The sequence below is a fragment of the Flaviflexus huanghaiensis genome (assembly GCF_014118685.1).
GTDB lineage: Bacteria > Actinomycetota > Actinomycetes > Actinomycetales > Actinomycetaceae > Flaviflexus > Flaviflexus huanghaiensis.
Window position 1 is genome coordinate 23,390 of record NZ_JACFAK010000007.1, and the last position, 23,276, is coordinate 46,665.

19 protein-coding genes, 1 tRNA gene and 1 pseudogene are annotated in these 23,276 nt (G+C 62.2%); 12 read left to right on the plus strand and 9 right to left on the minus strand.

The window, feature by feature from the left end:
* Positions 1 to 9 precede the first annotated feature (9 nt).
* A complete protein-coding gene (locus H7E91_RS06435) occupies positions 10 to 486 on the plus strand; it encodes a heme-binding beta-barrel domain-containing protein (protein WP_182354279.1) in 477 nt (158 codons plus the stop codon).
* Positions 487 to 491: 5 nt separating this feature from the next.
* Here H7E91_RS06435 and H7E91_RS06440 read toward each other — a convergent pair whose 3' ends face one another.
* Positions 492 to 1,463, minus strand: a complete 972-nt coding sequence (locus H7E91_RS06440) for a DNA topoisomerase IB (protein WP_182354280.1) — start codon at positions 1,461 to 1,463, stop codon at positions 492 to 494.
* Between the two features lie 191 nt (positions 1,464 to 1,654).
* On the opposite strand from H7E91_RS06440, the gene H7E91_RS06445 reads away from it, so the two are divergent.
* The 5 genes from H7E91_RS06445 to H7E91_RS06465 all read left to right on the plus strand — a co-directional run bounded on the left by H7E91_RS06445 (position 1,655) and on the right by H7E91_RS06465 (position 7,904).
* Entirely contained in the window at positions 1,655 to 4,450 is a 2,796-nt protein-coding gene (locus H7E91_RS06445) for an MMPL family transporter (protein WP_182354281.1), read from the plus strand.
* A 10-nt stretch (positions 4,451 to 4,460) separates the two neighbouring features.
* Positions 4,461 to 5,054: a TetR/AcrR family transcriptional regulator gene (locus tag H7E91_RS06450; RefSeq protein ID WP_206680373.1), complete on the plus strand. Its 594-nt coding sequence runs from the start codon at positions 4,461 to 4,463 to the stop codon at positions 5,052 to 5,054.
* 162 nt (positions 5,055 to 5,216) lie between these two features.
* Positions 5,217 to 6,275 (plus strand): TerC family protein, encoded by a 1,059-nt coding sequence (locus H7E91_RS06455; protein WP_182354283.1) that lies wholly within the window; start codon positions 5,217 to 5,219, stop codon positions 6,273 to 6,275.
* 114 nt (positions 6,276 to 6,389) lie between these two features.
* Positions 6,390 to 6,596 (plus strand): hypothetical protein, encoded by a 207-nt coding sequence (locus H7E91_RS06460; RefSeq protein WP_182354284.1) that lies wholly within the window; start codon positions 6,390 to 6,392, stop codon positions 6,594 to 6,596.
* A gap of 723 nt (positions 6,597 to 7,319) precedes the next feature.
* The gene (locus tag H7E91_RS06465; RefSeq protein WP_182354285.1) at positions 7,320 to 7,904 is read left to right on the plus strand and encodes a DUF305 domain-containing protein; all 585 of its coding nucleotides are present in this window, start codon (positions 7,320 to 7,322) and stop codon (positions 7,902 to 7,904) included.
* Positions 7,905 to 8,074: 170 nt separating this feature from the next.
* Here H7E91_RS06465 and H7E91_RS06470 read toward each other — a convergent pair.
* Positions 8,075 to 9,297 (minus strand): annotated as a pseudogene (locus H7E91_RS06470) (IS3 family transposase).
* A 1,338-nt stretch (positions 9,298 to 10,635) separates the two neighbouring features.
* Between H7E91_RS06470 and H7E91_RS06475 the strand changes: the two are divergent.
* Entirely contained in the window at positions 10,636 to 11,793 is a 1,158-nt protein-coding gene (locus H7E91_RS06475) for an ImmA/IrrE family metallo-endopeptidase (RefSeq protein ID WP_182354286.1), read from the plus strand.
* Positions 11,793 to 12,290 carry a DUF4411 family protein gene (locus H7E91_RS06480; protein ID WP_182354287.1) on the plus strand — a complete coding sequence of 166 codons (498 nt, stop codon included), beginning with the start codon at positions 11,793 to 11,795 and terminating at the stop codon, positions 12,288 to 12,290. Before H7E91_RS06475 ends, H7E91_RS06480 begins: the two co-directional genes overlap by 1 nt.
* 588 nt (positions 12,291 to 12,878) lie before the next feature.
* Here H7E91_RS06480 and H7E91_RS06485 read toward each other — a convergent pair.
* The 3 genes from H7E91_RS06485 to H7E91_RS12105 form a co-directional block, all read right to left on the minus strand.
* Positions 12,879 to 12,954: transfer RNA gene (locus H7E91_RS06485), tRNA-Ala, on the minus strand.
* 68 nt (positions 12,955 to 13,022) lie between these two features.
* Positions 13,023 to 14,030 carry an RAD23 family protein gene (locus H7E91_RS06490; RefSeq protein WP_182354288.1) on the minus strand — a complete coding sequence of 336 codons (1,008 nt, stop codon included), beginning with the start codon at positions 14,028 to 14,030 and terminating at the stop codon, positions 13,023 to 13,025.
* Between the two features lie 90 nt (positions 14,031 to 14,120).
* Positions 14,121 to 15,338, minus strand: coding sequence for a molybdopterin-binding protein (locus H7E91_RS12105; RefSeq protein ID WP_182354289.1), 1,218 nt, complete (start codon positions 15,336 to 15,338; stop codon positions 14,121 to 14,123).
* A 93-nt stretch (positions 15,339 to 15,431) separates the two neighbouring features.
* Here H7E91_RS12105 and H7E91_RS06500 point away from each other — a divergent pair, with 93 nt between their 5' ends.
* The 4 genes from H7E91_RS06500 (at position 15,432) to mscL (ending at position 17,560) form a co-directional block, all read left to right on the plus strand.
* Complete coding sequence (locus H7E91_RS06500) at positions 15,432 to 16,043, plus strand: 5-formyltetrahydrofolate cyclo-ligase (protein WP_182354290.1); 612 nt, start codon at positions 15,432 to 15,434, stop codon at positions 16,041 to 16,043.
* Between the two features lie 103 nt (positions 16,044 to 16,146).
* Positions 16,147 to 16,422, plus strand: coding sequence for an FmdB family zinc ribbon protein (locus H7E91_RS06505; RefSeq protein WP_182354291.1), 276 nt, complete (start codon positions 16,147 to 16,149; stop codon positions 16,420 to 16,422).
* Between the two features lie 130 nt (positions 16,423 to 16,552).
* The gene (locus H7E91_RS06510) at positions 16,553 to 17,170 is read left to right on the plus strand and encodes an SAF domain-containing protein (protein WP_182354292.1); all 618 of its coding nucleotides are present in this window, start codon (positions 16,553 to 16,555) and stop codon (positions 17,168 to 17,170) included.
* Positions 17,171 to 17,560 carry a large conductance mechanosensitive channel protein MscL gene (gene mscL / locus H7E91_RS06515; RefSeq protein WP_182354293.1) on the plus strand — a complete coding sequence of 130 codons (390 nt, stop codon included), beginning with the start codon at positions 17,171 to 17,173 and terminating at the stop codon, positions 17,558 to 17,560.
* 2 nt (positions 17,561 to 17,562) lie between these two features.
* Here mscL and H7E91_RS06520 read toward each other — a convergent pair whose 3' ends face one another.
* Genes H7E91_RS06520 through H7E91_RS06535 form a run of 4 tightly spaced genes read right to left on the minus strand, consistent with a single transcriptional unit; the run spans position 17,563 to position 23,204 of the window.
* Positions 17,563 to 17,778 (minus strand): hypothetical protein, encoded by a 216-nt coding sequence (locus H7E91_RS06520; protein WP_182354294.1) that lies wholly within the window; start codon positions 17,776 to 17,778, stop codon positions 17,563 to 17,565.
* Positions 17,775 to 21,941 carry a hypothetical protein gene (locus H7E91_RS06525; RefSeq protein ID WP_182354295.1) on the minus strand — a complete coding sequence of 1,389 codons (4,167 nt, stop codon included), beginning with the start codon at positions 21,939 to 21,941 and terminating at the stop codon, positions 17,775 to 17,777. The genes H7E91_RS06520 and H7E91_RS06525 overlap by 4 nt, the downstream gene beginning before the upstream one ends.
* 26 nt (positions 21,942 to 21,967) lie before the next feature.
* Positions 21,968 to 22,789 (minus strand): alpha/beta fold hydrolase, encoded by an 822-nt coding sequence (locus H7E91_RS06530; RefSeq protein ID WP_182354296.1) that lies wholly within the window; start codon positions 22,787 to 22,789, stop codon positions 21,968 to 21,970.
* Positions 22,790 to 22,829: 40 nt separating this feature from the next.
* Complete coding sequence (locus tag H7E91_RS06535; protein ID WP_182354398.1) at positions 22,830 to 23,204, minus strand: metallopeptidase family protein; 375 nt, start codon at positions 23,202 to 23,204, stop codon at positions 22,830 to 22,832.
* Positions 23,205 to 23,276: the final 72 nt, after the last annotated feature.

Here is a 23,276-nt window from a genome sequence, read left to right on the forward strand (position 1 = left end):
AGTGGAGTTATGGAACTTCACGAACAACTGGCCCCCCTTGCGGGCCTCATCGGCGCGTGGCGGGGACCCGCGACCGGTCAATATCCAACGATCAAGACGTTTAGCTACACCGAAGAGCTGACGTTCACGAACGTCGGGAAACCATTCCTCGCCTACCAGCAGCGCACGTGGTCGCCGACTGGACAGCCCATGCATATCGAGACCGGATACCTGCGTCACCCCGCCCCCGGCATCATCGAGTTCGTCATCGCCCTGCCCACGGGCCAGTCGGAGATGGCGGAGGGAACGGTCACGGAGACCGATAGCGGGGTCGTCATTGAGTTGCATTCCCGTGTGCTCAACTCGGGGACGGCGAAGACGGTTGACTCGATGATTCGCGAGTACCGCCTCGACGGCGACACCCTCAACACGAGACTCGACATGGCGGCGGTGGGTCAGGGGATGACCAACCATCTCGTCTCCGAGCTCACCCGCGCCGTCGACTGAGACCCTTAGCTTTGTGTGAGAAGCCGGACCACTGCCTGGTCCGGCTGTCTCTTGAGATCGGCCACGCGGCCCCGCTCGAACAACTCGAAAATCCGCGGGTTAACATACGCATCCCGGGCAACGGTGGGCGTGTTGTGGAGCTGCACCGACGCCTCTTTGATCGCGGCACGCTGGGCTTCAGGCGCGGTCAAGCCTCTCTTGAATGCCTGCGCGAGCGATCGAGCCGCGATGACAGTTCCCTGCCATGTCCGAAAATCCTTCGCGGTAAAATGCGGGCCAGCGATGTCACCGATGTAGCCGTTGATGTCTGTTGCCGATACCCCATGCCATTCTTTGCGACGCCCCGAGACGATGGGGTAACAGATGGCGGGGGCACTGCGTGGACTTTTCGGTATCGCCTCGAAAAAGACAAGCAGCAGGTCATCATTGAGGACGACATCCCAATCACCGGCTGATTTTCCCTTGAACCGCAGGTGGACAGTATCGCCCTCTAGAGTCACGTGTCGCCTTTGCAAAGTGGAGGCGCCAAAGGAGCCGTTCTCGTCCGCGTACTCTTGACCACCCACCCGCAGTCCAACTCGGTCGATGAGGCGAACAGCCGCTGCCAATGCGCGCGTTCGTCCATCCTCTGTCTGCTTGAGGTCACGGGTCACTGCCCGGCGGATGGTTGGCAAGTTCTGACCGAATGAGAGCGAGCGCGTGAACTTCTCGCTGTCCCTCATCTCCCGCCACTTCGGGTGATAAAGGTATTGCCGCCGCCCTGCTTCATCAACTCCGGTGGCCTGGATGTGACCGTTCGGCTGAGAGGCGATCCATACGTCGTCCCATGCGGGTGGGATAACGAGAGATTCGATTCGCGAGAGGATGCGTGTCGATCCGACCCTCCTGCCGTTGGCCGACACGTAGGTGAAGCCGCGCCCCTTACGCTGGCGGGTGATGCCGCCGCGACCAGGCTCGACCCGAACAAGTTTCTCCATGGACAGCCCCTCCCCGCACGTGCAAAAACAATCTACGCGGTGAGCTGCTGGCATGCACCCGCAACGTCACCCGCCGGGCACAGGACATCGGCGCCACGTGACAACAGATCTATTTCTGCCTATTGCGTAAGTTTGCGCATTGGGCAATTAGTGTGTTTCACTTGCGACGTCACTTCGTGGAAAGGCTTCCTATGTCCAGACTGCTCGCCCGCCTCGGCGGATTCTCTTTCAGGAGACCGCTCCTCGTTCTCACCGCCTGGTTACTCGTTCTCGCTGGCACGATCGGCCTCATCGTCACGGCCGACACGAAGATTGAGACGAGCATCAAAGTTGACGGCACTCCTGCCCAGGAGGTGCTCGATGAGATTCAGCGGACGATGCCGGAAGCTGCTGGCACCCAGGGCTCCATCGTGTTCAACGCAGCGGACGGCCGGGTTCTCAGCGGGGACGATCAGGCTCTTATCGCCCGCACCGTTCGCGAGGTGGAAAGCAACGAGCACACCGTCGATCGGGCGGCAATGAAGGCGAAGCAGATGGCCGACCTTGAGGCGACTGTTGCGGACAAGGCCTACGTTGAAGCCGCCGGGCTGATGGATACCCAGCTCGAGCAGGTCGGTCAGGGCCTTGGCGCGCTCGAGGAAACGCTGACAGAACGCCACTCAACCGTGGTCGATCAGATCGACGCACTTCGCGCAGGCAACCCACCGGCGCTCGAGCCGTGGCAGGCGGAGAAGATGGGCGGGCAGGCACCCAACGGCGCCTCGATGCCTGACTCCCTCTCAGATCTGGAGAGCCAACTCGCCAGCCAGCTCGATCAGGTGGCGGCCATGCGGGCCGAGTTCGAGGCAGCTCAGACCGCCGCACCCGAGGCGAAGCTCGAACAGATCTCGCAACTCATGACTTCACTGGAGTCTATGATCGCCGAGAGCCCCGAGGCGGCCGCGATGTTGCACGAGGCGATGGATCCCGCAACCGTGGAGATGCTCACCAGCTCGAGCGACCCGGTTGCGGATGTCAACGCGGCGGTCCGCGAGCGCGTCGTGGCGATGACAACAGAGCTCGAGGCGCTTCAGCGCGGGATCGCACCGGCGGGTGAGCCGCTTATCCACGACGGTGAGGCAGTCCCCGGAGTGACGTTGAGCGATGACGGAACGATTGCTGTGTATTCTCTCCAACTTGTCGCGCAGCTCGATGATCTGCCGGGCGGGGTGACGGAGGATATCGTCAGCCTGGTCGAATCTGAGGTTGACTCTGCTGGTCTCATCGCAAGTCCAAGCTCTTCCCTTCTTCCCATCGAGCCTCCAATTGGCGGACATGAGGCAGTTGGTGTGCTCGTCGCCGCGATCGTCCTTGTCATCACCCTGGGCTCGCTCATCGCGGCCGGACTTCCGATCCTCACCGCCCTCGTCGGTGTCGCGATCGGTGTCGGCGGCGCGTTCGGCCTGTCGGAGTTCTATCCGATGACGTCGACAACGCCTGTCCTTGCCCTCATGCTTGGCCTCGCAGTCGGCATCGACTATGCGCTCTTCATCCTCCACCGGCAGCGCTCCCTCATCCTCGGTGGCATGAGTGCTCATGATGCGACGAAACGCGCGGTCGGTACGTCAGGGTCCGCAGTCGTGTTCGCCGGCCTCACCGTTGTCATCGCCCTTCTTGGCCTCCTTGTCCTCGACATCACCTTTGTCTCGACGATGGCGCTCGCCGCGGCCGCGACAGTGACAATCGCGGTCCTCATTTCCATCACCGCGTTGCCTGCCCTTCTCGGCCTTATCGGTGAGAGGATCGTCAGCGCTAGACTTCGCACGCGTGCGGCAGCCCGTGATACATCCAGGCCCCGACCGAGCAGGCGGTGGGCGCAAGCCACGACGGCTCGGCCCTGGCTCACCGTTCTCGGTGTCGCTCTCGTTCTCGGGCTACTCACGGTTCCCGCGAGCGATATGCGACTTGGCATGCCCTCGGGGGCGGCTTCGTCTGCGGGATCACCGGAGCGCATCAACAGTGATCTGACGGCCGAGGCGCTGGGCGAGGGTGCGAACGGCCCGCTCCTTGTCGCTGTTGAGCGGACCGCTGGCGATCCTGATCTCGACCGGATCGACGCGACCCTAGCGGACCTTGGCACGATCGACGGCGTCGCGAACGCTGCGCTTCGTGGGATGAATGACGATCGTACGGTGGAGATGTACGAAGTGACCCCGGAGAGTGGCCCAATGTCGGAGGACACCGAGCTTCTCGTCAACACGCTCCGTGAGCCCGGCGCGATCGTCGGCGCGGAGGATGTCGGGGTGACGGGTTTGACAGCGATCAACATTGACCTGTCGGAACGGCTCGCCGATGCGATTCCCGTCTACCTCACTGTGGTCGCGGGCCTGTCCTTCATCGTTCTCACACTCGTGTTCCGCTCTCTTGTCATCCCGTTCGCAGCCACCGCTGGGTTCCTGCTGACGATCGGCGCCACTTTCGGGTTGACGACAGCCGTGTTCGGAACCGCCGATCTCGGATGGATTGCCGGGGTGGACCAGCCCGGGACCGTGCTGAGCTTCCTGCCGATTATGGCGGCCGGGATCCTCTACGGGCTCGCGATGGACTACCAGCTCTTTATCGGCACGTCGATCCGTGAAGCCCGCGTGCGCGGGGCAGAACCGAGGGAAGCTGTCATTACCGGCTTCGTTCACTCCAGCCGAGTCGTCGTTGCCGCCGCCATCATCATGGTTTCCGTCTTCGGAGTTTTCATCCTCACCGACGACATCATGGTTCGTCAGTTCGGGTTTTCACTTGCCGTCGGCATTCTCATGGATGCCTTCCTCGTGCGGATGACTCTCATGCCCGCTGTCATCAGCGTCGCCGGCCGTGCCGCCTGGTGGCTGCCGGCGTGGCTCGACCGGATCCTGCCCAACCTCGATGTCGAAGGGTCAAAGCTCGACAAGGATGACGACGACCCCGCTGAGCCTTCCCACAACCGCCAACGGGAACTCGACACGGTCCGGTAAAATCATTCCGATGAAGCCCGGCCTGAGAGAAGCCAAACGCGAGGCTACGCGCCGCGCCCTTGCGAGCACCGCCTATGAGCTGGTGCTCGCAAGGGGCTTCGATCAGGTCACAGTCGACGACATCACGTCAGCAATCCCTGTCTCGCGCAGAACGTTCTCAAACTATTTCGCGAACAAGGAGGAGGCGGTGGCGGCCCGTCCCGTCGACCTGGTTCGCGAGCAGCTCGCCAGCTGGGTCCCCCCTGAGGACGGCGACACGCTCACCGCGGTGACCTCCGTCGTGCGTCACCTGCTCGCGGGCGGCATGCCCGACATGCTCGGAACAATCTTCCGCCTGAGCCGCGAGCACGCCTCGTTCGGTCCCTACGGCAGGGACGTCCTCTGGACCGTGTGGGACAGCGTGAGCAACCGGCTCCGCGAGGAGCTCGCCGTCAACGATCCCGAGAGCCAGCGCCTGGCGATGATCATGGGCGCCGCCTACGGGCTCGTCTCCAGCCGCCTCCAGGATCCGGCACCTGGCGCGGTCCCCGCTGCCATCGTCCGTGAGAGTTTGGACGAAGCCCTCACGTGGATGAGGACCCTGCTGAAGCCCGACGGCCGCTGAGCAGCCGGGACGCACCCGACCTGCTCCCCTGCGGGGTGCGGGAGGCGCACGGAGCTGGAGAGGAATTGACTCTTGCGCCCGACGCGAGGTATCTGTTTCTCCGGCGGGCGAGCTCCATGGGCCGGGAGAGACCTCCGATCGAATCGATCGGAAGGTTTTCCAATGGTTGTATCACTGTGGGTCTGGGCGGCCGTCATCGGCTCCATCCTCGTCATGCTCGCTGTCGACCTGATTGCACTCCGCCGCGCCCATGTCATCAGCGTGCGAGAGGCCGCACTCTGGTCGGCTGTCTGGGTCGCGTTCGGTGTTGCCTTCGGCGTCATCATCTGGTCCGCCTACGGCGCAGAATTCGGCCAGCAGTACTTCGCGGGCTACCTCATTGAGAAGTCGCTGGCAGTCGACAACGTTTTCGTCTGGGCGATCATCTTCAGCTACTTCGCGGTCCCGCGCGAATATCAGCATCGCGTCCTCTTCCTCGGGGTGCTCGGCGCACTCGTGTTCCGCGGCATCTTCATCGCCCTCGGCGCCCTGCTCATCGCCAACTTCACCTGGGTGCTCTATCTCTTCGCGGCGTTCCTCCTGGTGACCGGCTACCGAATGATCCGACAGCGTAACGAGCAGCTCGACCCCGAGAAGTCCCGCGCGCTTGTGCTGTTCAGGAAGTGGTTCCCCATGACCGATACCTTCTACGGGCAGCGCTTCCTCGTCCGCCGGGCAGGCGTTATCGTCGCAACCCCGTTGCTGGCCGTGCTCGTCCTCGTCGAGGTCACCGACATCATCTTCGCCGTCGACTCCATCCCCGCGATCTTCGCGGTCACGAGCGAGCCCTTCCTCGTGTTCACGGCGAACGCGTTCGCGATCCTCGGCCTGCGCGCCATGTACTTTCTCCTCGCCGACCTCATCCACCGTTTCATCTACCTGAGGACGGGCCTCGCCCTCGTCCTCATCTGGGTCGGCATCAAGATGATGCTCAAAGTGGACCTCTTCTACATCCCGACAACAATCTCGCTCGCCGTCGTTGCGACGATCATCGGAGTCTCGATCGCCCTCAGTCTGCGAGCCACCCGCGGACAGGGCCGCCAGGCCCCGCCCGCACCTGCGACTGCCCCCTTCCGCGTCGCATCCGACGAGGAGCTCGCCGCCGTTGAGCCCGTTTGGCGGCGCGGCGTAGCAGCCGCGGCACCCGCTGAGACCGGTCCCGGTTCAGGGGCCGACGACTGAGGGCTTGGGTCCTACGAGTTCGGGCGCGGGAGGCCAGCAGCGAGAGGAAGGCGGTGGGCCTTCACTGCCCTCCTCTCAGCTCGGATCGAGCCACCCCTGTGGGACGATGGCGGCATGAACAGCCAGCATTCCTTTGAGCGGCAGACCTTCCGCGACGCGAGCTTTGCGGGCACACGATTCGTCTCGTGCGACCTCACGCGGGTCGTCGTGCGCGGCAGCGAGGTCTCGCGCGTTGAGATCGACTCACCGTGGCTGATCGAGGCGGGCAACACCCTCCTCGTCAACGAGTCGACGTCATTCCGCTCGTCGACGCGGAACTGAATCGGCGATTCCCCGGCCGGGAGCTCAGGCGGGCACATGATCCGAGAGTCTGCGACGGGCGTGGGCGGCACTGGAGGCGATGTGGTCGGCCACCGTCGTGCGGGCTCGGTCCCTGCCGCGGCACGCCTCGGCACAGATTCGACAATGGTCATGGTGGTGGGCATGCTGTTCGCATTCATCGCCGCATGCCCTCCATCGTCCACCACCTGCTGGAACATGGAGTACCGGACATGCTCGGGACAATCTTCCGGCTCAGCCACGAGCACGCCTCTTTTGGCCCCTATGGTCGGGACGTCCTGTGGACAGTGTGGGACAGCGTCAGTGCCCGACTCGGCGACGAGCTCGCTCTTACGGATCCACAGGCGAGACAGCACCTGGCAATGATTATGGGGCGGCCTATGGGCTGGTCTCCAGCCGCCTACAGGAGCCCGCGTCGGAGACACCGGCCAACATCGTCCGCGACAGCCTGAATGAGGCGCTGACGTGGATGACGGATCTGCTGGGGCGCACCATGAGGAAACCGCCGACTGACTGGGACGGAATGGCTCGATAGTCGACACATTGAGCGCCAAAGCCCATATCGACGCCCACAGCCCATCTCGACACCTGGGGTTCTGATTTGCTCGAAGGTGAGGGCCGCCCTGACCTGCGTGTGTGATGCTACACACATATTATGGTGGAAAGCCCGAAACCGACGTGCGTGGGTCAGAAGGAGCTGGATTAATGCCGTCCACCGATAAGACAAAGAAAGAGCACTCCTCCTCCTCCAACGAAACAAAAACGTACCTCCGATTCGCGGCGATGATTCTTACCGGCATGGTCGTCATGTACGCAGTCATGTTCGTCGCCTCGTGGGAATTGAGCCACGTCCGCTTTAGTCAGAGCCGTATCTTCATGGCGATCACCATGGGTGGGGCCATGGGCCTGGTCATGCTGGCGTGGATGTTGAACATGTACAAGAACGTCAAAGCAAATATCGCTGTCGTTGTTGTGAGCCTCCTGCTGCTTGGAGGCGGGACGCTTCTCGACCGAAGCCAGGCCACCGTCGATGACACCGCTTTCATGCGTGGCATGATTCCCCACCATTCGCTCGCAATCACCCGATCTGAGCGCGCTAACCTCGAGGATTTTCGCGTGTGCGAGCTTGCCGTGGACATTAGCGAAGCTCAGCGGCGCGAGATTTTCGAGATGGACTGGCTCATCGACGACATCGAACAAAATGGAGTCGCAGCCACAGCTGAGGAAGCGGAATCCCGCCCCGTGCCTGAGTACAGCGAGTCAGCGGATCGAAACTGCGGTCCGCAATGACGCTCACCGCACCATGATGAAGAGACACCCAACGTCGGACGTGGCGGGCCACATTCACCTCGGTCGACATCGCTCGCCACGTCCGCATAGCCGACACGGTTTCGTACCGTTCCCACAGACCCAGCCAAGGCCGTGATTCGGCCTGGGTTGAGTTCCGACCGTTTTTCCTGTCACCGTGCTGATGTCAGGAGGGATTCTTGTTCAGTGTAGTAGGCGGCTTCGACCTCAAGAGGAGTGCGCAGATCGAGCTCACCATGGAGGCGTTTGTTGTTCCACCACCACACGTATTCCAAAGTTGCGAGCTCGACTTCCTCCACGGTCTTCCACGGTCCGCGTTGACGGATAAGTTCAGCTTTGTAGAGCGCGTTCACGGCCTCAGCCATCGCATTGTCGAGCTGTCACCGACCGTGCCTGTTGACGGTATCGCCCCAAGCTCCTGGACGCGGCCGGTGTAGACCAGGGCCATGTAGTTCGAGCCGTGATCGCTATGGTGAATGACGCCATCAAGGTCCCCGCCATTGTGCCAGGCAGCCATCTCTAACGCCTGCAGCGGCAGGACATCGGCCTTTAAGGTTGCAGCGACATTCCAGCCGACGATACGGCGGGAGAACATATCGACGATGAACGAGACATAGGCGAAGCCCGACCATGTCGCGACATAGGTGATGTCACAGACCCACAGCTGATTGGGCCGATCAGCAGTGAACCGACGCTCGACCAGATCCCCTGGCAACGCCAAGGCGGGATCAGGCCTCGTTGTGAAGGCTTTCTTCGACCTGCGAACACCTTCGACCCCGGCGAGCTTCATGAGCCTGTGGGTCTGATCGCGGCCGATGTCCCAGCCCTCACGCTGAAGGAGGGCATGCATTTTCCGGCGACCATAGACTCCGTAGTTCTCTGTGTGGAGGCGCTGGATCTCGGGGATCAAGAGCTCGTCCTTCAACTGACGTGCTGACGGAGGCCGGCTCTTAGCGGCTCGGTATCCGCGAGAGGTGAGGAATCCACGTACTGCTTGGCCAAGAGTGCGGCAGAGGAACACAGGCCCCGAAACGATCACGATATGCATCGATGAAGGTGATCATCTCGTCCGTGGGTGGCCCGGTTCCTTCGCGAAAAATATGCTCGCAGCTTTGAGGACTTCATTAGCTTTGCGAAGCTCAGCATTCTCCCGCTCCAGGCGCTTGTTCTCAGCCGCGAGGTCCGTTGTCACCCCGGGACGCTGTCCCTGGTCGATCTCTGCCTGGCGGTGCCAGGTGCGCAGGGCTTCCGCACCCACCCCGAGCAGGTCCGCCACATGACGTACCGCAGCGGTGCGATTGGGGTGATCAGGAAGCGCTTCGACAACCATCCGCACAGCACGCTGCTTCAACTCCGGATCATATCTTCTGGGCATAGTGTTCCTATTCTGCTTGAAAACTCGGAACTAAACCCAGGCCGAATCAGAATTGTTGGATATGGAGCTGCAGGAGCATTGGGCTTCGTCACTCCGGTCGCGGTGCCACTCTTCGTGCTACTCGCACTTCCCGGCTTCTACTTTGTCACGAGCCACGGTCTCACTCCGAACCACGAGAATAATGCGAGCTCACGCACGTAGAGCATCGCTCGTACGACGATACCGACGTGCGACGTTGCGAACGATTCTGTGCTGTCACAAATCAAACGGCAAGCGCCTAGGCACTCGAGAGACGTTCGCTCCGCATCGCCCATGCCTATCTCTTAGCTCAAGCTGAGACTAGATCCGTGTTGCTCTCGTCTTTTAGTCGGTGGTTGCCATTGACTACGTCACGGACATGTCGCTTTCTGCCGCCCCCTGGCGCATTCACTCTTCCGGGACGACCTGAAGCTCGTGACCGGCCGACACGCACAGCCGACCGTCACCGTCAGCGTGTCCAGGTCACTGGGACAACCGCTCGTGGCTGGCCAGCGACCTGCAACCTTCTACGTGAGCATCGATGGCTCCGGGCGATGGATCGTCAACCAACTCTTCTCTTCGACCGGGTCTGCTGGAGGTTGAGGTGACGAAACCTCCGTGAGCGAGGCCAGCATCCCGTTGAGATTGTTATCCAGCATCGGCGTAGGGACACACGGTAGCGCCCAGAAATCCAGCCAGTACTGTTACTGGTCTGGACAACAGCCTTCTCCGTGGAGCCCCAGGAACTTAGCTCAAACACCTTGGCGCGGCGCGAACGGATGGGTTCCACCCGCGAGCTTGCGAAACGAAGCGTATCGAGCGAACTCCCGGCGCCGTCTGCGGACGAGCTCGGGATGGTGAAGCGACTTGCGAGACGGAGTCGAGCGCTTCTAAACGCTCGATGAATAAGCTCAATTCGGCGATTCGAGGTCAGCCTGATGGCGGTTTCGGAAAAAATGGACGCCAAAAGGCGAAGCGGTTTTGTCGGTGGCGGACGCTATCCTCAAGAGAGTGTCTTTCAACACGCCTATACCGAGAACACGGAGTATGTCATGCGAGTAGCGGCCTATCATTCGATCAACCCCACCGATCCTGACGTCCACCACGTTCACGACAACTGCCCCAGTGGCCAGCAGACCCCGGCTCACAACCGACAACCCGGACCCAATGGCTGGCCGCTCTGCAAGCACTGTCGCGACATATAGCAGCAGTGCGGTTCCGTGTCTGACGCGGCATCGGTATCAGGCCATCAACAGTTGGTCTCGGTAGAATGTCAACAAAGATGGAGTTCGACTGACCCGTAGAGTGGAGGTGGTCGGCATGGTCGTTCGAGTTGATGTAGCTCGCGATCTGTTGCACTGGGCGGTCGAACGGGCCGGATGGGACGAAGAGACAGTCGAGCGTCGTGTTCCCATGCTGGACGAGTGGAAGGCTGGCACGATCAAGCCGACTCTCAAGCAGCTGGAGAAGTTCGCAACCGATACGCACACCCCATTTGGCCTGCTGTTCCTACCGGAACCACCGGTGGAAGAAGTTCCGATTCCCGACATGCGCACAATCGGCAATGTTGTTGTCCCCCGTCCGTCCGCCGATCTTCTCGACACGATCTACCTTTGCCAGTCCCGTCAAGAGTGGTATCGGAATTACGCGCAGGAGAACGCGGCAGTAGCACGCGAGTTCGTCGGATCTGCAACAACGGCAACCGCCCCAACACTCATCGCCGACCAGATGCGAGACATGCTCGGCTTCGACTTGACGGAGAGGGGCATGTTCTCCGACTGGAATGACGCGCTGAGGCGGCTCATCGATCGTATCGAAGCCACCGGCGTCCTGGTCATGGTCAACGGCATCGTCGGCGCAAACACTCACCGTGTGCTAAACCCCGAAGAGTTCCGCGGGTTTGCACTTGCGGATCCCCTCGCACCACTGATCTTCGTGAACGGAGCTGATACTAAAGCGGCTCAGATTTTCACCATGATCCATGAACTCGCACACATCTGGCTGGGGCAAAGTGCCTTGTCCGATGCAGCGATGCTCTCCCGGGGAGGAGTCGACGAGGAACAGTGGTGCAATCAAGTCGCCGCAGAGGTGCTCTTGCCGCTCGCCGCACTGCGCGTCGATTATCGGGGTGAGGCGAACAAGGAAGAACTGGAGAGGCTCGCACGGAAGTACCGGGTGAGCACGCTCGTTGTTCTGAAGAGGATATTTGACGCCCATCTCCTTAACTGGGATACCTATCAAGAACGATACAAAGCAGAGCGCGAGCGCATCATGGGCATTCTTGCCGCACGAAAGGGTGACGACGGCGGCGGTAACTATTACTACACGCAGCCTTTACGTCTCAGCCGTCAGTTCGCTCAGGCAGTAATCGCGAGCGCGTTCGAAGGAACAACGACCTATCGTGACGCGTATCGGCTTCTCGGAACGAAGAAGCACTCTACTTTCGCCGGACTTGCAGCCGAGCTGGGGGTAGTGTGATGTACCTGGTTGACGCGAATGTCCTCATCGAGGCCAAGAATCGCTACTACGCGTTTGACATTGCTCCCGGATTTTGGGACTGGCTCGACCAAGCACACAACGATGCCGTCGCCTGCAGCGTCGAAGCAGTACGAGACGAACTCCTTAAGGGCAGCGATGAACTTGCCGATTGGGCGAAGAAGAACACTTCATTCTTTCGCCCAATCGATCAAGGATCCACCCAATACTTCAGTGCACTTTCGGCATGGGCAACCTCTCGAAACTTCACACCTGCGGCGCTATCCAATTTCACAGGAAACAACGCCAATTATCTCCTCATCGCTTATGCCCGCAATCATCAGCACACCGTAGTTACGCACGAACGATCTCAACCGAATGCACGCACCCGGGTTCTCATTCCCGACGCATGCCTGGCCATGGGCGTGAGCACCGTTGATACCTTTCAGATGCTGCGGCTCACCGGCGCGCAACTAGATCTCCGCCCGCGCCATCAGTAGGCATAGACCAGCAAGAGCGATAAGCCGGTTTCTCTTCCACTCCCACCATGGCGTCGGCTGTCCGCGCGGAATGGCCGAAGCGTGAATAGTGCGGCCGTGACGACCCGGCGGGAGACTGCTTTACTTCCACTTGTCGGCGGTGCCGCGCTGATCTCCAATCTGCATCCGAGACGCAGAAGAAGCACCAAGGCAGTGTTCAAGAACCTGTTCGGAACAGCATTCGCGCCGCCCCTCCTATTCGTGGACCCAAAGGTGTCTGGCACAGTTGCGGTTTCCACAAGCGCACCGAACAGGACCCGACCGAGTCTCGCGCCAAAGCTAGTCGCTGAGCTGTGCCGGACGACTTCTGCTGCGGATACCCCTCCCCACCCCGGACAGTAACCGTGATCCGTGCGCCCACACAGTAGTGGCCCTTCGATTGGTGTAGCGCCGGTTTGGTGGTATGCGTCGTTGCTGACGTTGACGCGGCCACCGTGTATCCGGGGCTTGGAGGAGAAGACAAACACGTTCTGTCCAATAAGCCCAATAAGAGGGATGTCACCCGAAAAACAAAACTGCCCCGCTCATGCGAGGCAGTTGTCGTCATCGTGGTGGAGCTACGGGGATTCGAACCCCGGACCTTCTCATTGCGAACGAGACGCGCTACCAACTGCGCCATAGCCCCTTACGGAGAATAATCTAGCAGAAATCGTGTCCAAAAGATGTATCGGGGTCACGTCTCGTCGATCACTCTCATGCCCTGCGACGAGCCTCAAGAACCTCATCGAAACTGAAGGACGCGATAACGGGGGCGGCGTCTGCAGATGAGGCAGAAGGAGCGTTCGAGAACTTCTCTCCTGTCTGAATGGGACGGTATGGCACGGGCGCGGTTGGAGCCTCAGCAGGTTCGAATGGCTTGACGGTGCGTCGCGAGAATGTCGGCTTCGGGGTGTAGCTGGGGGTCGCCGGTTCCCGGCGAGCAGCGGGAGTCGCAACGGCAGCCTTCTTAGCCACCGTTTCTGCCGAAGAGGCGCCTGTTGGTGCGGACGAAACCGCCGGGCCCGACGCGACCGGCTCAGGAGAGGACGCAGTGGACGCTGACGGAGCTGACGCGGCGGATGCGGTGTCTGCTGACGCGGTGGTCTGAGCCGATGCTGCGGAGGCACGGCGCGCTTCAGCAACCCTCGGTGGCATCTTCTTCGACGTCTTCGTCTTCCTGTCCTGGATGCGGGCGGCCTGACTGAGCTTCTCGAGCTTTGCATCGAACTTCGCGATCGCCTGCTGATCCTTCGCGTTGGCCGTTCGGGCCGTATCGAGAATCCGGACGTAGAAGACAGCGACGCCGACTGTGAGCACCGTCGGGACGATCCCGAGGACGGCTGTCACGCTCGCCGCGACGACAACGATCCAGGCGATGACGGTGAGAAGGATCGCGAAACCGACTCCCATTCCCAGTGCCTTCATGCGAGCCGTGCGCTGTGCGACTCGAGCGCGTGCCCGGGCGCGGCTCGTCGCGAGCGTGCGGAGGTTATTGGGATCTACCCGGCTCATTCTCGACTCCACTCTTGGAAGGATGGTTCCGCGGTTGGCGGAGCGTGTGGTCGTCCACCGGTCGACAGAGTTGATGACGCGGAGGTTGTGAGACACGCTCTCTTCAACGGGAGTCGCAAGCGCGACTCTGCTCCGCCAGGAGAGTGCAGGATAAACGACTGTCACCAGGACGATGACGGCCGCAAACAGTGCGTATCCCTGAATCTCCACACCCTAAACGTAAAGCGTTCCCCCTGGGCGGATCGGGAGGCCCTGCGGAGTGTCGCCTCTGACATCAGGAGAATTCAAGATAAGAGCGCCTCAATCGAGAATGAGACAGTTCACCGTGTCGCCGACAGCGACGCTTTCTGTGCCTGCGGGCACCTCTGCGAGCGCATTCGCCCTGATGAGACCGTAGAGGAGCTCTTTGCCGGGCATCCCCGTTGGCTCGAATTGATAGCCTTCCGCAGGTCGTCCCGTCACGCGGACGGGCACGTATTCTTCGAGGCCACCGGGAGACAACCAGGGCCTCGCCGCCTGTGCTCTGATGCTCCGCCGGTGGACGGTCGAATGCCCAACAGCGCGTCGCAGAGCCGGCCGCACGAAAAGTTCGTAGCCGATCATCGCTGCGACTGGATTGCCGGGCAGACAGTAGATTGGGATGTCCGCCCCTCCTTCCATGCCGACCGTGCCGGCCCCGTATTGGCGCTCAGGGGCCATCGCGACCCGGTCGAAGCGGACCTGGCCGAGATCGTAGAGCACTTCTTTGAGAGGACCGGCTCCGGAGATGCCACCGGTCGTGATGAGAACATCAGCCCGAACGATGTGGTCCTGTAGCGCGTCACGTAGCTGCGTCTTATCCTCGGGTACCCGAGGAACGCGGAAGACAATCGCACCGAGCTCCTGCACGGCCGCGGCGAGGCCGAAGGAGTTGGCGTCATACACCGTCCCCGGGTGTCCGGACCGGCCCGGTTCAACGAGTTCATCGCCAATCGACATAATGACCACCCGTGGCGAGGGGGTGACGGGGACTGCGCCAAGACCCGCCGCCGCGAGAAGCGCAAGCTGTCTGGGTCCGATCCGAGTTCCGGCAGGAAGCGCGACGAGACCGGCTTCGAGATCTTCTGCTTCAAAGCGGATATTGTCCTCGGGTTGGACGGGCCGGGTGATTGTGACGGTCACGAGGCCGCCGTCTGTCCACTCGAGCGGGACGACAGCATCAGCGTCGCGCGGTATGGGGGCGCCGGACGCAACGCGTATCGCCGTGCTCGGCGGAAGGACGTCAATGGAGTCCTGCCCGGACATGATCTCTCCGGTCACGGGTAGATCGATGGGGTGGGCTTCGCTACAGCCGGTCAGGTCGGAGGCCCGCACGGCATAGCCCGCTACTCCTGCGACATCTGCCGGCGGCAGGCTCACGGGTGAGATGGCATCAGCGGCCAATACCGAACCGCTGGCGTCAGCCAGTGGAACGTCGAGAACGGGGATCTTTTGTAGGACCGCGAGACAGTCGTCAATGAATTCGGATACGCGTTTCACAAAGGGCCTCCTTCAGGCGATTCTAGACCGTGTATCCCCAACTGAGGCACGCGCGGATCGATAAGTTGCTGGAGGACGTGGGACAATGGCGTCATGATCGCCGGTGAAGTGGCACTGCCTGACATATCCGGCATCGACGTCGTCGATGCGAAACAGCTGATGCGTAGCGCTCTGCGCACGAGGCGGTCAAAGCTGACCGCTAAAGAGGTCGAGGACTTCAAGGACGGCTTCACAGACTCCATTCTCGAGTTCGCGGGCGACGCGAAGACGGTCTCCCTCTACGTCTCTGTCAACAACGAGCCGGTAACGTTGCGCGCCCTCGACATTCTGCGCGACCGCGGCGTGCGGGTTTTGCTTCCCAAGCTGGGACCCGGCCTTGCTCGCATGTGGGCAGAGTTCGGAAAAGGAGGGCTGGCGATCGAGGCTCCGGGCCGACCGCCCTCCCCCATATCCGATGCGCTTCCGAGCGAAACCATCGAGGAAGCCGATGCCATCATCGTCCCGGCGCTTGCACTTAACCACCGCGGCATCCGCCTTGGTCAGGGCGGCGGCTGGTACGACCGGATCCTCAAGCTCAACGTCACTGACAAAGTCGGTGCGCTCATTTATCCGTGGGAACTCGTCTCAGTCCCTCTCCCCCACGATGAGCAGGATGTCTCCATTCCGTGGGCGCTCCTTCCGGGCGAGATCGTCGAAACGTCCTGACCCCGAATTTCTGCCCGTGTCATCCGCGCCACGCTCGGCACTCTGCCGGGTTTGGGTGCCGTACGATTGCGTGTGGTCAGACCTTCGTCCATTGGAGTGACACGTGCCCACGTACTCATACCGCTGCAGGACCTGCGGCGATGAATTCGATATCCAGCAGTCATTCTCTGACGACCCGCTCGCCGTGTGTGAGGCGTGCGGCGGAGAGCTTCGAAAGCTGTTCAATTCCGTCGGTGTTGTCTTCAAAGGCTCCGGTTTCTACCGCAATGATGCACGAGGTAGCTCGCCGAGCCTGACCGCGAAGAAGACTGACCCCGCCCCTGCGCCGAAGACTGACGTCCCGGGCCCGGTCACCGCCGCTCCGCCCGCCGCAAGCTAACATCCGTGAGCTGACGCCTCTCCCAAAGCCGCCAGCAGCTTCGCATTCCACAAGTCACCTGTGCCTCGACCTGTCCACAGGGCAGGGCACAGTGCCACCTAGCGGCAACGTCCTCTCCTACGATCGGCGCATGTCCTCTCGGCCGTCTCTTCGTGCAATGCTGTGGCGATGGCGCAGGCTTATCACAGCCGTGCTCATCGCTCTCTGTCTCGCTCTCCTCGTTGCCTCCATCAGCGCGTCAGGTCGGATCACACCAGTCCAGATGATGGTGGCGGGCCGCGACCTGCCCGCTGGTCACGTGCTCACCGAGTCGGACGTCCGGTGGATTGAGGCCCCCTCTGGTGCGTTTTCCGGTGATTTGCTCCTGGATGACACGAAAGACAGAAGACTTTCGATCGCTGCACCCGAAGGGACTCCGCTGACGACATCGATACTTGTCGGCCCAACGCTCGCCGATTCCGCACCCGACGGAACCGTCGTCATCCCCATCGCCCTCTCAACTCCGGCCGAACTCACCCCCGTCGGGTCGGTCGTTGACCTGTGGGTGGCAGATGAAGGAGGAAACGCGCAACTGCTCGCCTCGAGGGCAACCATCATGGCGTTCTCGGAAGCGGAGGGGTCGAGCCGGTTCGGTGGCGACGACATCATGCACTCCTATGCTGCGGTCCCCGCTGGGGAGGCTACATTGGTCCTTGGCATGAGTTCGCAGAGGCCGATCATGGCCGTGCTCAGCAGACAGGGGGAGTAAATGATCCAGGGTTTCAAAGACTTCATTTCTCGCGGTAACGCTATCGATCTTGCCGTCGGAGTTGTCATTGGGGCGGCGTTCACTGGCGTTGTCAATGCGATTGTCGACAAGTTCTTTAACCCGCTTGTCGGAGCAATCTTTGGTGAACCGAACTTCGATGCCGTGGGCCGCTTTGAAATCAACGGCGTCGAGATCTTGCCCGGCGCCATTCTCACCGCGCTCGCGAGCTTCCTGCTCGTCGCTGTCGCCCTCTACTTCTTTATCGTGCTGCCGATGAATAAGTTGGCTGAGCGGCGGGCAGCTGGCATTGACAAGCCGGAGGCTCCGGCCGAAAACACCGTGCTCCTCACCGAAATCCGTGACCTGTTGCGCGAGCAGTCGCGGATGTAGTCCTACCAGTGGGGCGGCCGCTCGGACAGGATTTCCCGGTCGCGAGCTGACAGCCCCTTCTCGGTCACCTTCTTCTTCTCGTCAGGACGATCTGCTGCAGGACGTCCCGGGGCGGGATCGTCCCTGTGGAGGGCCTCTTCTGGAGCCGAGATCTCTCCGCGCTCGAGCCGCTCCCGATCCACTCGGGAGAGATAGACGGCGCGGCGACGCTTTCTCACAGCTCTGGCTTCGTCGATGGCCCAGCCGTCTGGCGGCGGACGACGTTGCGCAGCACAACATCGACCTGGATGCCGCGGCGACGCAGGTCGAGTTCGGAGCGTAGCTCCTCCACCACCTCATCCTCGCTTCGGTAGATGCCATCACTCATGATCCACGTGACGAGCTCATCGAGTTGGTCGTCCGAGTAAGCCGCGAGCGGCATGCCGGGCGACACCTTCGGCCGGGGTCCGCGAGGAAGTCGCTCGTGGTCGAGATCGTCATCAATCGTGTCGGTGTCGAGGTGCGCAGGGAGCGGGCGGCTCGTTCGCGCGTGAGCTGCCGCTTCTCGCACATCATCCCGCACAGCATCCACGGCAGCGATGATCCGGTTGACCTCGTTCTGCGGCTCGAAGAACACTGATGTCGTGACCGTGGGCACAACTCGCCAGCCGCGCTCCGACAGCATCGCCGGCCAGAACTGGTCTCGGCGGCGGAGTGATTTCTCAGCCGCATACGTCTCGTCATCGAGTGTGACGGCGACAGCCCAGGTCCCGGGAATGTCGGGATGGCCTGCGACGAGCGGGATGGGAAGCGAGCCGCTGCGAGAATATCCTGCCTTCGCATCGTAACCACGGTCTCGTAGCCGGGCGACAAGGTCCGCGATAAGGGCCATGGGCTGGGTGTCCTCTGCCGTTGTCGCGCGGTTGTGCCTAAAGGCTTCGAGCAGGTCGACGAGAAGGATGGAGCCGGGGGCACCCAGTCGGCTGCGGTCGATGTCAGACGCTTCGAAGGACGATATGACGGTGAGCGACTTCCTCGGAGCTTCAAGCGCACTCACAAGACCCTCGACTCCCGCCTCTGTGGACAGATTGCCGAACGAATGGAGGACTCGCCCGTGAACCGTCTTGCCGAGGCCGACCGTGAGGATGATGTGATCGCGTCGCAACGTGCCCGCCGACAGCGCATCGACCACAGCAAACGGCTCTCGGACCGTCGGGTCAGTGAGCGCCGCCAGAGCGGATGAGGTGCGTGCGACCGCGCGGGCTGCGGTGCGAATGCGTTCGGCATGGACGGCGTTGAGAGCGATGACGCCGATCGACTCCTCGGGCCGGGACAGGGCAAGATCAACGACCGCCTCGACGACTGCATCGACTTCCTTCTCCGGCCCCTCAACGAGGCCCGAGCGCGGGCTCGGAACGCCCGTACCCTCGACGACGATGAGCCGCGGGGCGGGGCGGGTAGGCGCACCTGGATATACCCGGAGATTGGGTGAGAAGTCGTTGTCCGCGAGGAAACGGGCCGTGATTTCATCGTGGCGCGACGAGTGGGTCGGCAAGCTCGCCACGGGAAGAGCCTGTGACAGCGCAGACACGGCTTCACCGAGACCCTGAGCCCTGCCACAGGCCACAACGGTCCGTCCACGCAAGAGCGACGGGACGAGCTGGGCAAGCTCGATCGAATCAATGCCATCAAGAATGACAAGGTCTGCCCATTCCATCGGCGGAATGTATTGAGCAACCGTCACCGCGCTCATCGCCCATATCGGGCGCGCGGCCCGGAGGATGTCACCATGCTTGGCGATTGCCTCCCGCAGTCCTGCGGCATCGTGTTCCGCGAGGACGGCATCGACCTCGAGGGTCTCGTCCTTCTTTTTCGTGATCGTTGCGCGCATGGAGGCGATGATGGCGCGAGAGATGTAGTCGGGCATCGACCCGACATGTTCGCGGTCCTGGCGCACGACAGATGCGACGAGGTCGTTTGCCCGGCTCCCTGCCCCAGCCGCGAGCGCCGGCGTCGTGGAGAACATGAGCTCAAACACCGATGCAAGGTAGGCCGCATATAGCTCGGTTCCCGCGCGCTCGGGGTTCACGTCCCTCTGCCGCAGGTCGTCGAACAGCTCGGTCAGACCCGAGGTGTCGATCTGTTTGCGCAACTCGTTGCGCCGCGGCAAATCAGCGAGATCTCCGGACTCTCGGGCGAGTGCCTGGCACCGCTTTCGCAGGTCGATGAGGCTCATTGACGTGAGCTCCCCGCCGTCCGGGAGGACGTCAGCCAGTTCGTCAACTTCGGCCCGTACGTCGCCGTACGTGCCTCGAAGCTGGTCAACCCCGTCGGGGATCGATGGCCATGACCCCGGCTCGGAGTGAAGGCGCCACTTCTCGCGTTCACGTTGGACCTGTGACAGCGCGGTGTGAAGGTCGGGCACCTCCTGACCGGGCCGGACCATGTCCCGGGCTTCCTTCTTCAGACGCCTGCGCTCAGACATCTTCATGACCGCTCCATGTTCGTTACGCCATTCCTTCGAGGCGGTCGCGATGATCATGTCCGTGACGGAGCGTTCATAGATGTGTGGTCGGAACGTATCCAGTGTGTCCGACACGTCGGACAGGAGCTCAAGCTGGGCCGCCCACGCGTCGAGGCTCTCCGCGCGGCGCAGGCCAGTCTCGGCAGCTGCCCGCTGGACTTGGTCCATGAGGGCGGGAAGGCTGATGTCGGCCACATGGGTGACACGTTCGTGAATCGCTGCGGCTTGCTCGTCCGAGTAGATGGTCGAGCCCGCCCACGGATTTGCTTGCGAAGCCCGAGCATCTAGCCTGAGCGCCTCATCGAGGAGCGAGGCAGCCTCACCTCGCCTTTCCTCATCGGCCAACTGGCCGACAACGGATTCACCGAGGCGGATCTTTGTCACGGACCCGCCCTCCTCGAGTGACATCTCGGCGATCTGGATGAGGAGTTGATGGGCAGAAACGCCCCACTTTGGGGAGGTCTCGTGGAGTGCAGACATGAACTCTGCGAGGCGCTCCCGGTCGGCCTCGAGCTGAGCGTTACGCTCGGTGGCGGCCTCGCTGTCGAGGACGGGCGACTTCTGTCTCAGACCGGCCCGGAGTCGAAGGGGGACCTCGGAGATTGTCGAGAAATCCGCGAGCGCTTCCCCGAGTTGCAGACGCTCCAACTGAGAGGTGAAGGAGTGGTGCGCCGCTGAGCTTCCGTAGACGTAGATGACATGCTTCTGGGATGCGGCTCTGTCGGCGGCGATGGAGGCGAGTACGCGCCGAACGTCCGTTCCAGGGGCCGCGTCGATGAAGACCGAGGTACCTTCGGCGACAGCTTCGACGATGTCGAGCTCGGACACATCAAGCTGACCAGCGCCGCGCTCCGCCTGCGGTGAACGGTCGTACGGGTTCCTTGTGATCTCAGCTTCGGGGCTACGGCCGAGGACGAGGTCGGCGATGAAGGTGGATGCGCGGACCTGCGGCTCCATAGCAATGAGATCGTCATGGAGGATTGCAGAGGGCGATGATGCGAGCGCAAGGAGGGTGCCTGCTTCGAATACGCATCCGGGCAGATAGACCCTGGCGATTTCTCGCAGTCTCACGAGCGCCGCCTCCTGCGTCTCCGCAGATCGCGCGAGGCGCCGAACTTCTTCCACCGCGTCCGTCGGTGCGCCATAGCGGCGCAACCCGTCGAGAACAGCACTCGAAACGTCAGTGCCCTCGCCGAGGGTGACGACCGGATCGGATGCGGTCGACGTCGCAATGTGGACGCTGCGGCGCAGGGCCGGCTCCGTTATCTCAATGATCTGAGGACCGGTCGGCTCTGCCTCTTCTTCGATCTGGTCGAGGGGGATCTGGCCGGTCTCGTCGAACGCTGCACCGAGCTCGACGTCCTCACTGCCCGTGTCCGGAACTGTCCTCTGCCCGGGCCGAATTTCTGTCCATGTCAGCGTCCCGTGAATGAGGGATATCGGTGCAGACCCGTACGACTCTTCGAGGTTGCGCTGGCGGGACAGCAGTGTGTTGATCTTCGTGCGCGCAGTCGACAGCGCGTCTGCCTCCCGGAAAAGCGAGGTGAGCGGAGTCGAACTTCCCGCGTAGAAGCCCGCCGCTCCGGTTGGGTGGATGTGGCTGAGGTCAACAACATCGGGTTCGTTCGGGGAGAGGACGATGTCGCTCGACTTTTCAGCGAGGGTTGATCGCCAGGCCGCGAACGCCTCCGTCACGGCCGCATACGATTCCTCCGAGTCGGTCGGCTGGCGCCGCGCCTCGATGGCGGGGCCGAACGGGTCGACCTCCGGTTCGGGGTGGGCGGGCTCCTTCTCGGCAACCGGCTCAGGCGGGGACTGCGGAGAGGGCGCCGACACGTCGGGCGTGCGCTTCTTGCGGAAGAACGGTAAAGGGGTCACCCCTTCACCGTACCGATTCCTCAGGCTCAGTTCACTGAAGCGCGCGCGTGCGGTATGTGCAGATCGAGCCACTCGATCATCTGACGCTCGAGCAGGTCACGGCCGGGATCTCGAATAATCTCGTGGTAGCCGCCCGCCACCGGCACGAAGTCGGCTACGCCGCCAGCGAGCCGCACGGCAGCCGCGAATTCACGTGATCCATCGACGTTGGCAATGGCGTCCGCCTCACCGTGGGCGATAAAGAGCGGCACTCTCCTATCCCACCGGTGAGCATTGTCGAGCGCTCTGCGCCCGTGAACCGCCATCGACGTACCCGATAAGAGCGAGACCGGCCCGTGGAAGACGAGCGGGTCCTCCACGTAGTCACGGACTGCTTCCGGGTCGCGGCTCGTGAGTTGTGGGTCGATTGTGGCGACGGGGAGTGCGGGCAGGTAGGAGGCGAGCCGATATCCAGCGCGGGCGATCGGGGACGGCAGCTCGGGATAGGGGCGGAATGCGGGCCCCGTCAGCATGACTCCCGCCAGGCCGGAGGGATCGATGAGAGCGGAGGACGCGGTGACAATGCCACCCATCGAATGACCGAACAGAATGAGACTGTCCGTTCTCATCCGCTGCATCACAGCGGCTCGTGCCCTGCGGTGAAGGGTGATGAGCTGGCCGACGTCGACTCGTGCGGCTGGCCCCGCTGTTCCGCCGTGGCCGGGCTGATTGTAGAAGAACACGTCATACCCCGCCGCGGCGAACGTCTCCGTGAGTGATGAGTACCGCCCAGCGTGCTCCGCATATCCGTGGAGGATGAGGATCGTTGCGCGGGGCTCTCCGACTGCAATGATATGGGTGAGGTCCATGCCTCCACTTTCCCAGAAGAATCCCTACTCCGCTGGAGGTTCAGGCCCAGCCAAGCTCGTGGAGCCGCTCGTCGTCAATCCCGAAGTGATGGGCGATTTCGTGGATAACGGTCACGGCGATCTCGTCGATGAGCTCCTCGCGGGTGTCGCAGAAACGGCTCAGTGGGCCCCGGAAGATGAAGATCGTGTCGGGCAGGGCGCCCGCCCACCCATCATCGCGGTCCGTCAGCGCCGTACCCTCGTACAGTCCGAGAAGTTGCGCCTGCCCGTTCTCGTCGCGCTCGCCAGGCAGGACCATGTCTGGCCGCGGCTCGTCCTCGATGAGGACAACAACATTGTCGACCGCCGCCATGAGCTCGTCCGGCACCATGTCGAGAGCATCCGCGACAGCCTGCTCGAACTCGTCTTCCGTCATCTCGACCACGCCCCCATCCTGCCATGTGCGCGGCGAGTCGATGAGAACACTCGGCCGGCCGCAGGTGCGTTC

Excerpts from the sequence above, each read along its gene's own strand:
- H7E91_RS06475 (WP_182354286.1), top strand. The coding sequence starts at position 10,636 with ATGGTCGTTCGAGTTGATGTAGCTCGCGATCTGTTGCACTGGGCGGTC.
- H7E91_RS06445 (WP_182354281.1), top strand. The coding sequence starts at position 1,655 with ATGTCCAGACTGCTCGCCCGCCTCGGCGGATTCTCTTTCAGGAGACCG.
- H7E91_RS06500 (WP_182354290.1), top strand. The coding sequence starts at position 15,432 with ATGATCGCCGGTGAAGTGGCACTGCCTGACATATCCGGCATCGACGTC.
- H7E91_RS06455 (WP_182354283.1), top strand. The coding sequence starts at position 5,217 with ATGGTTGTATCACTGTGGGTCTGGGCGGCCGTCATCGGCTCCATCCTC.
- mscL (WP_182354293.1), top strand. The coding sequence starts at position 17,171 with ATGATCCAGGGTTTCAAAGACTTCATTTCTCGCGGTAACGCTATCGAT.
- H7E91_RS06510 (WP_182354292.1), top strand. The coding sequence starts at position 16,553 with ATGTCCTCTCGGCCGTCTCTTCGTGCAATGCTGTGGCGATGGCGCAGG.
- H7E91_RS06535 (WP_182354398.1), bottom strand. The coding sequence starts at position 23,204 with ATGACGGAAGACGAGTTCGAGCAGGCTGTCGCGGATGCTCTCGACATG.
- H7E91_RS06480 (WP_182354287.1), top strand. The coding sequence starts at position 11,793 with ATGTACCTGGTTGACGCGAATGTCCTCATCGAGGCCAAGAATCGCTAC.
- H7E91_RS06465 (WP_182354285.1), top strand. The coding sequence starts at position 7,320 with ATGCCGTCCACCGATAAGACAAAGAAAGAGCACTCCTCCTCCTCCAAC.
- H7E91_RS06460 (WP_182354284.1), top strand. The coding sequence starts at position 6,390 with ATGAACAGCCAGCATTCCTTTGAGCGGCAGACCTTCCGCGACGCGAGC.
- H7E91_RS06450 (WP_206680373.1), top strand. The coding sequence starts at position 4,461 with ATGAAGCCCGGCCTGAGAGAAGCCAAACGCGAGGCTACGCGCCGCGCC.
- H7E91_RS06440 (WP_182354280.1), bottom strand. The coding sequence starts at position 1,463 with ATGGAGAAACTTGTTCGGGTCGAGCCTGGTCGCGGCGGCATCACCCGC.
- H7E91_RS06435 (WP_182354279.1), top strand. The coding sequence starts at position 10 with ATGGAACTTCACGAACAACTGGCCCCCCTTGCGGGCCTCATCGGCGCG.
- H7E91_RS06530 (WP_182354296.1), bottom strand. The coding sequence starts at position 22,789 with ATGGACCTCACCCATATCATTGCAGTCGGAGAGCCCCGCGCAACGATC.